Annotated in this window: 9 protein-coding genes; 5 read left to right on the top strand and 4 right to left on the bottom strand. The window is 49.2% G+C overall.

Translation table 11 applies throughout. The annotated features are described in order from the left end of the window. Nucleotides 1-49 precede the first annotated feature (49 nt). The 4 genes from AB1I50_RS07370 to AB1I50_RS07355 form a co-directional block, all read right to left on the bottom strand. Nucleotides 50-2,083, bottom strand: coding sequence for a hypothetical protein (locus tag AB1I50_RS07370; RefSeq protein WP_407723394.1), 2,034 nt, complete (start codon nt 2,081-2,083; stop codon nt 50-52). A 221-nt stretch (nt 2,084-2,304) separates the two neighbouring features. Next, nucleotides 2,305-5,175: a preprotein translocase subunit SecA gene (gene secA, locus AB1I50_RS07365; protein ID WP_407725328.1), complete on the bottom strand. Its 2,871-nt coding sequence runs from the start codon at nt 5,173-5,175 to the stop codon at nt 2,305-2,307. A 45-nt stretch (nt 5,176-5,220) separates the two neighbouring features. Beyond that, complete coding sequence (locus AB1I50_RS07360) at nt 5,221-6,615, bottom strand: penicillin-binding transpeptidase domain-containing protein (protein WP_407723393.1); 1,395 nt, start codon at nt 6,613-6,615, stop codon at nt 5,221-5,223. An 87-nt stretch (nt 6,616-6,702) separates the two neighbouring features. After that, nucleotides 6,703-8,415 carry an FtsW/RodA/SpoVE family cell cycle protein gene (locus AB1I50_RS07355; protein WP_407723392.1) on the bottom strand — a complete coding sequence of 571 codons (1,713 nt, stop codon included), beginning with the start codon at nt 8,413-8,415 and terminating at the stop codon, nt 6,703-6,705. A 157-nt stretch (nt 8,416-8,572) separates the two neighbouring features. Here AB1I50_RS07355 and AB1I50_RS07350 point away from each other — a divergent pair, with 157 nt between their 5' ends. The 5 genes from AB1I50_RS07350 to AB1I50_RS07330 all read left to right on the top strand — a co-directional run bounded on the left by AB1I50_RS07350 (nt 8,573) and on the right by AB1I50_RS07330 (nt 12,668). Further along, nucleotides 8,573-8,842: an ACT domain-containing protein gene (locus AB1I50_RS07350; protein ID WP_407723391.1), complete on the top strand. Its 270-nt coding sequence runs from the start codon at nt 8,573-8,575 to the stop codon at nt 8,840-8,842. Nucleotides 8,843-8,866: 24 nt separating this feature from the next. Then, nucleotides 8,867-10,228 carry a PFL family protein gene (locus tag AB1I50_RS07345; RefSeq protein WP_407723390.1) on the top strand — a complete coding sequence of 454 codons (1,362 nt, stop codon included), beginning with the start codon at nt 8,867-8,869 and terminating at the stop codon, nt 10,226-10,228. A gap of 281 nt (nt 10,229-10,509) precedes the next feature. Continuing rightward, nucleotides 10,510-10,989, top strand: a complete 480-nt coding sequence (locus AB1I50_RS07340) for a hypothetical protein (protein WP_407723389.1) — start codon at nt 10,510-10,512, stop codon at nt 10,987-10,989. Then, the gene (locus AB1I50_RS07335) at nt 10,979-12,133 is read left to right on the top strand and encodes a DUF6765 family protein (RefSeq protein ID WP_407723388.1); all 1,155 of its coding nucleotides are present in this window, start codon (nt 10,979-10,981) and stop codon (nt 12,131-12,133) included. Before AB1I50_RS07340 ends, AB1I50_RS07335 begins: the two co-directional genes overlap by 11 nt. Beyond that, on the top strand, nt 12,126-12,668 hold the full coding sequence (locus tag AB1I50_RS07330; RefSeq protein WP_407723387.1) for a DUF308 domain-containing protein: 543 nt from the start codon (nt 12,126-12,128) through the stop codon (nt 12,666-12,668). The genes AB1I50_RS07335 and AB1I50_RS07330 overlap by 8 nt, the downstream gene beginning before the upstream one ends. Nucleotides 12,669-12,918: the final 250 nt, after the last annotated feature.

The raw sequence follows: 12,918 nt of genomic DNA, 5'->3' as shown, positions 1-12,918 counted from the left end.
AAACTTAAAGGCTGTCACGCGTTAACGCGTGACAGCCTTGTTTTTATAATTAATCAAAGCTTGTAATTTTATCTGCGGCGAGCATTTGAATGAGAGTCGCGTCGATAATATCGACAACTCCGTCGCCGTTGGTGTCGCCCTTAACAACATCCATATAAAGGCTGTCGGCTCTGTGCAAAGCCTCAACCGCAGGCTTGAATTTGCTGAAATCTCCGTCGCAGCGGTAGAACAGAGCCTCCTCAACAGAGTAAAAATCCACGTCCAAAGCGCGTATTAACTCTTTGACCTTTTTAGGAGCGGTCATCTTATCATTTCCGCTGTAGCGCAGAAGGTAATCGGCGGCGTCCTTTACGTTTTGTTCAAACTGCTCGTCGTCTCCCGGCACTGTGGGCTGCGGTGTAGAGCCGTTCGGATTTTGCCAATCTACGAATTTGCCGGATTCGGCAATTGCCCTTTCAATATCATCGGCGCTTAACCCCAAAGCCTTTGCTAAGTCGTCCAAGGTTTCCTGAGCGGTTTTTCCGTTGTATTTCAACGCATTGTTCAGTCCATCCATGCCGTCGGACTTAATAAAGTTTACAAGCATATCGTACTTTGTGGTATCAGCCCAAACCGAATAGCCAACAACGTTTCCGAGAGAGGTAATACACAGAGCAGGCCCGTATTTTTCGGGATCGGCATTGTTCCACCACGCTATATAGGCTTTCCTGCTGTAATCAATACTATTTTCCGCTATCTTTCCATCGCAGAACGCAACGTCGCCGAGGCAGGACGCGTCCATTATAAGATCACAGGTCTGTACTCCCCAATCTGCTGTAAAAATAACGCCATACTGTTTGCCGCTGTCAATGGTAATACCCTTAGCGTTAAAATCAAACGACCATGTGTTGCCGTCCTCCTTAGTCATATTACCCTTTTTGCTGCCCCACGCTATTACTTCTTCGCCATTGTGATTGTAAAGATACATTGTAATATTTTTATAATTCTTCCAGAAATCGGGAGCCTCAAAATACACCTTGTTAGTTGTATATTCTACATTCGGGTTTGGTGTGATATGAGAGGGTTCAAATGTGGTCGAATCATCTGTAGGAATTGTCGGGCTGACCGGCTTGTTAATTTCTTTATTGTTCCAATATTCTCCGGTGATGTTGCCGAACACAACAAAATCTCTCTTTGTTGTTGTATCATAAGCGTCGGTATGCTCTCTCAGGATAAAGCCTGTTTTTTCATCAACGGTTTCGCCGTCTGTAATAACCTTTCCGCTTTCGTCAACGCTGAGACCTTCCTGCTTAACGCAGAGCTCCTTTGTCGGCCAGATACCGAACTCGCCGTTGCCGTAGTAGAAGTAGAACGCGCCGTCGTAGCCGCCCTTGCCGCTGACAATCGAAATCTGCATATTCATCTGGTTATAATCGACAACAAAAATCATATCGTCAATGTATTGATAAATGGCATCGTCATACTCATCAAAGAAGAAATTACCGGCGTAATCTCCGAAGTCTTTGATGCTATATTCGGAGTTTTCAAGGAAAGCGTCATAGTAATTATCATATAGATAGTCCCAGAATTCCTTTGGATAATAGTCTGAATCTCCCTGTCCGAAATACTCAATTTGAAGGTCTTTTGTATGCTGTGAAGCGTTATACTCAGGATAAGATGTATCCATTCCGCCGTCTACAAAATTAGAAAAGATAGCATTGGGCGCACTCTTTGACATAGCTGTTGAGTAAAGGTTTGGAATGTACGGATTCTTTTTCATTTTCCAGCCCGGCCAGCCGTGACCGTTCGCCGCGGGAGCTTCGTCGGGGTTGTCGTCTCCACCCCACCAGTATAATCCTGCAGTGCTGCCGTACTTTTCCCAAGTTTCTCTGTCAGCAGAGCCCTCTGAACCTGTCCAAAAACCGGGCATGGCGAACATTACGTTGCGGGTTTCCACACCTGCCGACGGCGTATACTCGGGCAAACGGTTAGGGTTCGGCGGAGCGTCCGCCGCGAACGAGCTTGATATTCCGGTAATCGCAACGGATATGATAATTACAACCACCAGTAAAATTGATATTAATTTTTTGGCTTTAAATTTCATAAATAAACCTCCTTGACACTGTTAACGAAAACAGCTTTCTATACATTGATTATATCATATTAACACCTGATTTTTTATTGTGATTTATATAGAAATAAATAGCGACGTTTTGTGCAATTTGATGACCTGCTGTCATTATAAACAAAAAAATAAGGGGTCGGCTCAAAACTCAATTTGTGAGTAGAGCCAATCCCTTGTTTTATATATTATAATTTGTTTAATTAAGCGTCGCGTCCGCAGCACTTTTTATATTTCTTTCCGCTTCCGCAGGGGCAAGGATCGTTACGTCCTACCTTTTTTCCCTTGCGGACGGTTTTGTTCGCGGTGTCTGTTCCGTCGCCCGAGGTCCGGGTGGGCTTTGCGACCTGCTCGCGCTTAAGAGCCGCCTGAACAGGGTTCTCCTTGGGCTTTTCCTCGCCGTTGCTGAGCATTACCTGATGAGCGGCGGCAGCCTGCTTTTCGGCAGCCTTGCGCGCGGCCTCGATTGCCTCCTGGCGCTTCTGAATTTCATATACGCGCTTGGGCATAATGAGCATCATCTTCATTGTGTCCTCGCGGATGTTCTCGATCATCTCGTCGAACATATCGAAGCCCTCAAGACGGTACTCTACAACAGGATCGTGCTGGCCGTATGAGCGCAGGCGGATACCTGATTTGAGCTGATCCATAGCGTCGATGTGATCCATCCAGTGAGTGTCAACCGCTTTGAGCAGGTATACGCGCTCCATCTCGCGGATCGTCTCGGCAGGAAGGAGCTCCTCGTTCGCCTTGAAGATGGCGAGCGCGTCGTCTACGATATGCTGACCGATTTCCTCAGCCTCCATACCCTCGAGCTCGTCGGTTGTGAGCTTGTACTTTTCCTCGTCGGTAATTACCCAGCCCCTGTAGTACTCGATAAGGCTCTGGTAGTTCCAGTTTTCGCGGGGACCTTCGGGCAGGTAGTGCTTGATTGAGGTGTCGATAGAATCGGTTACCATCTTGATAACGGTTTCGTGGAGATCCTCGCCGCTTAATACCTGGTCGCGCTGACCGTAGATAATCTCACGCTGGCGGTTGAGAACGTCGTCGTACTGGAGTACGTCTTTACGAATTCCGAAGTTGCGCAGCTCGACCTTCTCCTGCGAGCTTTCGATAATGCTCGAGAGCATTTTGTTCTCGATAGGCGCGTCCTCCTCGACGTTCATACGGTCCATCATAGCCTTCATTCTGTCGCCGCCGAACAAACGCATAAGGTCGTCCTCGGTCGACAGGAAGAAGCGGCTGACACCGGGATCGCCCTGACGTCCCGAACGTCCGCGGAGCTGGTTGTCAATACGGCGCGACTCGTGTCGCTCTGTGCCGATAATCATAAGTCCGCCGGCTTCGCGCACGCGGTCTGCCTCGTCCTTGATTTCATCCTTATATTTTTCGTTGAGCTCACGGAAGGTTTTACGCGCTTCCAAAATCTCCTCGTTATCTGTCTCGGCGTAGCCTGTTGCTTCCTCGATAAGCTCCTCGGGATATCCCTGCTTGCGCATTGACGCCTTCGCCATGTACTCGGCGTTACCGCCGAGGATAATATCCGTACCACGGCCTGCCATGTTGGTCGCAATCGTTACCGCGCCGAACTTACCTGCCTGGGCGATGATTTCTGCCTCTTTCTCGTGGTGCTTAGCGTTGAGCACGTTGTGAGCGATACCTCTGCGCTTGAGCATTTTTGAGAGAAGCTCTGATTTTTCGATTGAGATTGTGCCGACAAGCACCGGCTGTCCTTTCTCGTGAGCCTCGGCGATCTGGTCGATTACGGCGTTGAACTTTCCGCGTTCGGTCTTGAACACTGCGTCGGGCAAATCCTTACGGATTACGGGCTTGTTGGTGGGGATTTCTACAACGTCGAGCTTGTAGATTTCCTGGAATTCCTCGGATTCGGTCTCACCTGTACCGGTCATACCCGAGAGCTTTTTGTAAAGACGGAAGTAGTTCTGGAAGGTGATTGTCGCGAGGGTTTTGCTCTCGCTCTGAACCTTAACGCCCTCCTTTGCCTCAATCGCCTGGTGCAGACCTTCATTAAAGCGTCTGCCGTACATAAGACGGCCGGTAAATTCATCTACGATGATAACCTCGTCGTCCTTAACAACGTAGTCAACGTCGAGCTTCATAACGCCGTTCGCCTTAATCGCCTGATTGATGTGGTGCTGAAGCGTGAGGTTGTCGGGATCGGTGAGGTTTTCGATACCGAAGTATTCCTCTGCCTTTTTAACACCGTTCTGGGTGAGGGTAGCGGTCTTTTGCTTTTCGTCTACAACGTAATCAATTCCGTTCTCGGCGTAGTATTCCTCCATATCCTCCTTGGAGTCGAGCTCGGTAAAGCGCTGGAGCTTCAAGGTCTTTGCGAAGCCGTCAGCCTTTTCGTACAAGTCGGTAGATTTGTCGCCCTTACCGGAGATAATAAGCGGAGTTCTCGCCTCGTCTATGAGGATTGAGTCAACCTCGTCGACGATACCGAAGGCGTGTCCGCGCTGAACCTTTTGCTCCTTGTAAACAACCATGTTGTCACGCAGGTAGTCAAAGCCGAGCTCATTGTTTGTGCCGTAGGTGATGTCTGCGGCGTAGGCTTCTTTTCTGAGTGAATTTTCGAGGTCGTGGGTAATCAGACCGACGGAAAGTCCCATATATTTGTAGAGCTTGCCCATCCACTCGGAGTCACGGCGTGCAAGGTAGTCGTTGACGGTTACGATGTGTACGCCTTCGCCTGTGAGGGCGTTGAGGTACGCCGGAAGGGTAGCAACCAAGGTTTTACCTTCACCGGTTTTCATCTCGGCAATACGTCCCTGGTGCAGAACGATTCCGCCGATTACCTGTACAGGGAAGTGCTTCATTCCGAGCACACGCCAGCTCGCCTCGCGGCATGCGGCAAATGCGTCGGGAAGAATATCGTCGAGAGTCTCGCCGTTTGCAAGTCTTTCCTTGAGAAGAACGGTCTGGTTTTTAAGCTCGCTCTCGCTCATTTGAGCATACTTGTCCTCGAGCGCGAGCACCTTGTCGCAAATCGGCTGAACGCGCTTAACCTCGCGCTTGCTGTAGTTGCCGAACATTGCTTTTAAGAAATTCATCGCCATAGTAAAATATATCCTTTCTGTGCTGTGTTCTATATAAAGTTATTTTTTACCTCTTAACGCTTCCGCGGAAGCTTTCATAGCCGCCTGAGCGACAGGCCCTGCGTACTCAAAGCCGAAGCCTGCGTCCTCTACTACGCACGCAAATGCCAGCGGACAGTCCTGATCCTGAGAATAGCCGACCATCCAGGCGTTAGGCTTTTTGTCGTTGCCCACCTCGCCGGTACCGGTCTTTGCGCAAACCGAAAGGTTGCCGAACAGGTTGTCGCCGTAGTAATCGGTGATTGTGTAGCGCATAACCTCTCCGAGCTTTTGGGCGGTCGAGGCGTTGAAAAGCTCCTTACTCTCGCCTTTGTTAAGACCGATAAGCTTCATCAAGTCGCCCGTTCCGCTCTTGATGTAGGTCGGGTTTACGGACTTTCCGCCGTTCGCGATCGCTCCGCAGATAACCGCCATCTGCATGGGGTTTACGGCGTCGTTATACTGGCCTACGCCCGACCACGCGAGCTGGTTTTTATCCGCCTTTGACACGTCGTAGTGTCCCTTGGCGGTCTTGATATCGTCGAATTCAAAGCTTGCGTTGATCCCGATTTTCTCGGCAGCCGCGGTCATTTTTTCCGCGCCGAGCTCAACCGCGAGCTCAGCAAAAACTATGTTGCAGGAATGAGCCATAGCCTCCTGAAAATTAATTGTTCCGTGGTTTTCAACGCAGGTGATGTCGCTTCCGCCGATTTCCTCGCTGCCGTAGCACTCCCATGTGCGCTGGTACAAATCGGGAATATTCTCGATCGCCGCTGCGGCGGTTACAAGCTTAAAGATTGAACCGGGAATGTACGATGACGACACGACGTTGTCGAGATAAACGCCGTCGTACTCGCTCTCGTTCTCGGGAGTGATGTCGGGCGGATTTTGAGAATCATAGCCCGGTGTGCTGACCGAGCAGATAACCTCGCCGGTCTTGTAGTTATAAACCACGCACGCGCCCTTTTTGTCGTACGAAGCCAAAGCGTCATACGCCGCTGCGCAGGCGTTTGCGTCCACCGTCAGCGTAATGTCGTGCGAAGCCCTGAGCGACTGGGGCATATTCAGTCCCCAAATCAGGTTGTAGCCGGTAAGCTGAGAGCGGTATTTGCTCTGCACGGCTGTTGAAATATTCAGGCTGTTATCTCCAACGGTGTGGAGCAAAGCCTTTCTTATGCTTAAATTTTCATTGTAGTTTCTGTTGTTGTCTGCCGTTTGAGCAAGTGCAACGCCGTTACGGTCAAAGACCGCGCCTGCCTGTTCAAGGCCGCCGTTGCCCGAGATATGAGCGTTATACGGCTGGTTTGCCCAGTCGTCGGCGTTCATAACAAGCTCTACGGTAAAAAATCCGATTCCGCCGATAAAAGCAAGCGCGAGAATTAATATCAGCGTGCTCCGGCGAAGTATTCGCTTCAAAAACATTCACCCTTTCTGTTAGGGGATTTTGGGCGGCTGTTCCGCCCGAGAAAATTATCAATTTTCAATTATCAATTTCTAAAATGCTCAGCGTTTTAATGAGTAAGTGCGCTCGTCAGCCGCCTTGATGTAGGCGAGCAGTCCCCAGCATGACATTATGCTCGAGCCGCCGCAGCTGATAAACGGGAAGGTTACGCCGGTGAGGGGCAGGATGTCCGTCGCGCCGAAGATATTGAGCGAGAGCTGGACAACAAGAAGTCCTGCGGCGCAGCCTGCGGAGATTGAGTAGAAGGTGCTGCGGCTTCGCGTGGTGATTGCCCTTGCGTAAATTACCAAAAGCGCAACGGCAAGCGCGAGGGTGATGGCGACGATTACGCCCATCTCCTCGGCTACAACACCGAACACGAGGTCGCTTTCCGACGCGGCAACCTGTTTCAAAAATCCGTTGCCTATGCCTACGCCGAACAGTCCGCCGCTGGCGATAAAGGTCAGCACGTGAACCTGCTGATAGCCCTCAGCCTGAGCATACTGCCAAGCGTGACGCCAAGCCTTGAAGCGGTCGGCTACGTACGGCTTAAATCGCAGTACAATCGTTACGCCGAACACCGCCGCGGCAAGCGCCAGAATAATTGTTTTGAAATCGCCCGAACGCATAAACGCGATGAGCAGGAAGGTTACAAAGAATATGAGCGCCGTTCCGAAGTCGCCCATGAGCGCCAAAAGTCCTACACAGATTACCGAGAAGATGATGAACTCAATCAAGTTCCGCTTGGTCTGCAAGACATCGAGTGCGCTTGCGCCGATTGCTATGTAAATTACCTTTACAAGCTCGGACGGCTGCAGTGAGATAAAGCCGATGTAAATCCAGTTTGCCGCGCCCTTTGTCACCTTACCGAAAACTATGCTCGTCAAAAGCAGCAGCACGGCGATTATCATAAGCGGAAGTCTGAATTTGTTGATTTTATCGGGGTTTTCTATCAGCTTGATAATTATGCAGAATATTACCATTCCGACCACGGCGGCAATCAGCTGGACATACGCCGAGCGTTCGACCTGCCGCACAAGCAGTATGACGCCGATTCCCGTTAAGAACAGCGCGAGCGCTTCGAGCTCAAAGCTTGTTCGCCTTAAAATAAAGTACGAAACGGAGAAGAATCCCCATTCTACCGCGGCGAGAGCGCCGAACATTACGAGCGGAGAATACAGATTTGTACCGTCGTTCCAGAACATCGCCTCGATGCTCATAAACAGATGGAACAGCGTTACCATAAGCATTAGCTTCCACGCCTTGATGGCGGGCTTGCTGCTTACCTTCTTAAAAAACCAGCTTGAGCGCACCTCTTCCTCATATTCGTCGCCCCTGAGGAGCTGAAAGCGCGTGTTGCCCACGCTGATTACGTCGTCTACGAGTACCCTTGTTCTCTCGTCGGCAGGCTCGCCGTTTACGTAAGTGCCTGCGGTGGAGCCGACGTCGGTTACAAACCAGCCCTCGCTTCGCCTGAGCAAAACACAGTGGTTACGCGAGACGGTCGGATCGTTAACCGTAATGTCGTTCGCTTTACCGCGTCCGATTGAGTTTTCCCAGAGCACTACGGGAGTTTTTTCTCCCGTCACGGTGTTGAACAGGGTTACAAGCGGTTTTTCGGAACGTCTGCGGCGACGCATAGCGGCGTAGCACTGATACACAATAAATATCGCGTAAATCGGCATAAGTATTCTCAGTCCGACAACGCCTATATCAAATATAACGTCGAAATTGAACAAATCGCAGACCTCCTTTTCTTTATTATAGTTATACATATTAGATTGTACTCCAATTCGCCTGAAAAGTCAATAAATACCCGCCGACTTTGCCGCCGCGCAAAATTACTTCTTTACTTTAACGCGCAAAGATAGTATAATAATATGGATAAAGAATGGTTACTACGCGGTGTTCCGCGATTATACGGAGGTCGTAATGAAAGCTGTTATTACCGTAATAGGCAAGGATACTGTTGGTATTTTGGCAAAGGTTTCGGACGCTTGCGCTCAGGCGAGCGTTAACATTGTTGAGGTAACTCAGAGCGTTTTGCAGGATATGTTCGCGATGATTATGCTTGTTGAAATTGACAAGTCAACCGTCGGACTTGACGAGCTGCGCGACAATCTCGACAAGGTAGGCGAAGCTACCAACACCAAAATTCACGTGATGCACGAGGACATCTTTAACAGTATGCATAAGATTTAAATGGGATTTTAAGGGGATATATTTATGCTTGAAACCAAGGATATACTTGAAACCATAAATATGATCGACAACGAAAACCTTGACGTGAGGACAATCACGATGGGTATTTCGCTGCTCGACTGCCTTGACGAGGACATCGACAAGGCTTGTACAAAGGTTTATGACAAAATCTGCCGCAGTGCAGGCGATTTGGTAAAGACAGGCGAGGATATCGAGCACGAGTACGGTATTCCGATTATTCACAAGAGAATTTCGGTTACGCCGATAGGTATGGTTGCCGCTCCGTGCCAGAGCAAGAATGTTGTTAAGTTTGCCTACGCGCTCGACAAGGCGGCAAAGGAATTGGGCGTTAACTTTATCGGCGGATATTCCGCGCTTGTTCAAAAGGGCTTTGCAAGCGGCGACTACGCGCTTATCGAGAGTATTCCGCAGGCGCTCAGCGAAACCGACTTTGTCTGCTCGTCCGTAAATATCGGCTCAACCAAGGCAGGCATTAATATGGACGCCGTAAGAATGATGGGCAAGACCGTTAAGCGCGCCGCTGAGCTGACCGCAGACAGGAACTGCATAGGCGCGGCGAAGCTCGTTGTGTTCTGCAACGCTCCCGAGGACAATCCGTTTATGGCAGGCGCTTTTCACGGGGTTGGTGAAGCCGACACGGTAATCAACGTCGGCGTATCGGGCCCGGGCGTTGTAAGGGCGGCTCTCGCGAAAAACGGCGGCGGAAAAGACATCACCGAAATCGCGGATTTGGTAAAGCGCACCGCGTTTAAGATTACAAGAATGGGACAGCTCGTCGCAAAGGAAGCGAGCAAGAGGCTCTGCGTACCGTTTGGCATTGTCGATTTATCTCTCGCTCCTACTCCTGCCGTGGGCGACAGCGTAGCTTATATTCTCGAGGAAATGGGACTTGAAACCTGCGGCTGTCACGGCACAACCGCTGCTCTCGCGCTGCTCAACGACGCCGTTAAAAAGGGCGGCGTAATGGCGTCAAGCCACGTGGGCGGACTGAGCGGAGCGTTTATCCCCGTATCCGAGGACGCAGGAATGATTGCCGCGGCAAAGAGCGGCAGGCTCGACATTACAAAGCTTGAGTCGATGACCGCGGTATGCTCGGTAGGACTTGATATGATTGTTGTTCCCGGCGACATTTCCGCCGAGAAAATCTCAGCGATTATCGCTGACGAGGCGGCAATCGGTATGGTCAACACCAAGACAACCGCAGTTCGCCTTATTCCTGCAATCGGCAAAAAAGCAGGAGATATGCTCGAATTCGGCGGACTGCTCGGCGCAGGTCCGGTTATGCCGGTGAGGGAAGGCTCTCCCGACGTGTTCATCAACCGCGGCGGCAGAATTCCCGCACCCTTGCAGGCGCTAAAAAACTAAATTTCAAGGCTCTGTATTCAGCAACGGATGCAGAGCCTTTACATATTTAATATTGCGGATATTTCCGGCTTGTGATATACTTAATTATGGGCACCTCTAAAAATATAGGGTTGTTCAGAGGTGCGGATATTTTATAGCAAATTATTGTCAAAACGACGAAGTCATACTGACGTATAACGAGGAGTTTTGGCAAGAAGTTGCTGTGAAAGATGGGTGCATATGGGCAGCTTTATATTTTTAGAGGTGCCCTTATATGATTATCTCTGAAACAGGGGGTTGTTATGAGCGCGATAAAAAACAAAATTGAGATTAATTTAATAACCACCGGAACAGGACTGATGTTCTTCGGCTTGTGGACGTTTATAAAATTTTTTCTCACCACTGTATTTTTAGGTATTGAATACGACGACAACATAAACGAAGGAGTAAGGCTGCCGGTTACAATTATAGCGATTATAGCTGTCGCAATTATATCGGCATTGTTCTGTTATGTCGGTTTATCGGCGCGCGCCGAGGGCAAGGGAAAGAAAAAGTCCGTTGTGTACCTTATCGTCAACGGATTTCTTCTGTTTTTTCATATCCTGATAATAATTTTAGAGACGGTTTCGCTGCTTTTCGGCGAAAATATACTTACGATTATTATCACCATGATTATCGACGCGACATCGGCATTCTTTATGCTTGAGGTAATGATAAACTCGATAAAGCTGCGTAAAATCCGCAGGCATAAAAGGATTATGGAGGTGGGTTATGAACTCTGATTTTCACTACTACGCCACCTACTGCGCGGCAATACTCGCAGGCTATAATCACCGCGACAGCCTTGACATAGCCTACAGCAACTGCTTTGTGGATATGTGCACCAAAACAATGCTGTCGAGGATAAAGGCGCCGCTTGCCGCCGCGACAACCCAGCTCAACCTTGAGCTTATGGACGCTAACACCGACATTGTAGGATTGCAGGACATCACGAGGATTTGGGCGTCGTTCCATTTTCTGCCAAAGGATTTGTACGCCGAGCCTGCCGCAAAGCACTGCTCAAAGCGTTACAAAAACAAGTACCGCCTGATTTGCGGTACAAACAGCGAGCTGCTCGGACACACCGTAAGGCTTGCAAAAAACAAAAGCCTGCAGGCGATGGGAATAGCTATGCATGTGCTCTGCGACACCTGGGCGCACACATATTTTGCAGGCACGCCGTCGCTTGTAATCAACAGCCCGTACAACCGTTTTTATGAGATTATGCCCGACGGCACCGAACGTAAAATCACGTTCAGGCACAGCGCTTCACAGCCCGACAACCTCGACAATAGCATCTACACGAGCAGTCTGGGCACGTCGAGCGAAAACTCGATTATGAACCTCGGTCACGGCAGAGCAGGCCACCTGCCGGACTACAGCTTTATAAAGTACCGCTACCTGACCGCGTGGGGAAATTACGAGGAAACCGTAAAGGACAATCCGCACGATTACCGCTATGCGTTTTGTCAAATGCTCTACGCGCTTAAATACCTGCGCGGAGTGTATGATGAATTCGAGCTTAACCGCTACGAATTTGAGGCAATAGCGGATATCGAGGACGAGATTGACGCGATTATAAACAAGCGTCAGCTCAGCTCGGCAGAGGACTGGAGAGCTCTCGGAGAAAAGCTTTCGGGAGAAAAGGTCGAGGAATTTGACCGCGAAAAATATATCGCGGAATATTCAAACGCCGACGAAAAGCAGAAGGACGGCACCTTCCTCGGCAAATTTATTATCGGCGCTCTCGCCCAAAAGAGTATGGTCACCAATAAAATTTACAGCTCGGGCAACAAGCTTGCCGGATACTCCATTGACTACAAAAAGAAGGGCTTTCACGGCATAAGAGCATACAGAAAGCTTGTAAAGGAGGGTGAACATGAGTAAATTTAAGCGGATAAGGGATGTAATTCTCGGCGTGTTTATGATTTTACTCGCCCTGTTGATGATACTTCTTCCCGAGAACAGCCTCGGTATTGTAGTACTGATTTTGACCGTTTCGATGTTCGCCTACGGCTTCAGGCTTTTGTGGTTTTACTTTACTATGTCACGGCATATGGTCGGAGGAAAAGCCACGCTGTACCGGGCGATTATCGTGCTGGACTTAGCGCTGTTCTTGGTTTCAGCTGCTGCTTTATCGCGAATTATCGTTCTCATTTACCTTATATTTATCTTTATTTTTACGGGAATAATTGATATTCTCCGCTCGTTCGAGGCGAAAAGCAACGGCGCTGCAAACTGGCGCTTCAAGATGACAACCGGAGTTATTACGGTTTTGCTTGCAATCGGTTTGATTGTCGCAGGTCTGTTCTTCCAAAGAGAGGACATCTTGGTTTACGGCTACTGCATAAGCCTGATTTACTCGGCGGTTACGAGGATTGCAAATGCGTTCAGAAAAACCGCGATAGTTTACATACAGTAAAAATCACTCAGCTATTCCATTTGGTTTAGCTGAGTTTTTTATTATAATACTAATACCTAATAAAAAGTAGACAATCTTTGCGGTCTATTTTCCGCAATACTGCGTTGTTGTCCTTGCAAGGCGACAGCCTTGCCGCGTCCTCCGCCTTGTCTTGCGAAAAATATCCTCGCAAAATATAAGTCTACTTTCTATCAGGAATTAGTATAAAATATTGATATTTTTCTGAATGAAAATAATAATATTTGCGTTT

Source organism: Ruminococcus sp. NATIVEDY161 (genome assembly GCF_045819895.1).
Classification (GTDB): Bacteria; Bacillota; Clostridia; order Oscillospirales; family Acutalibacteraceae; genus Ruminococcoides.
The sequence above is the reverse complement of the archived record's forward strand: the minus strand, read 5'-3'. Positions and strand labels throughout refer to the sequence as shown.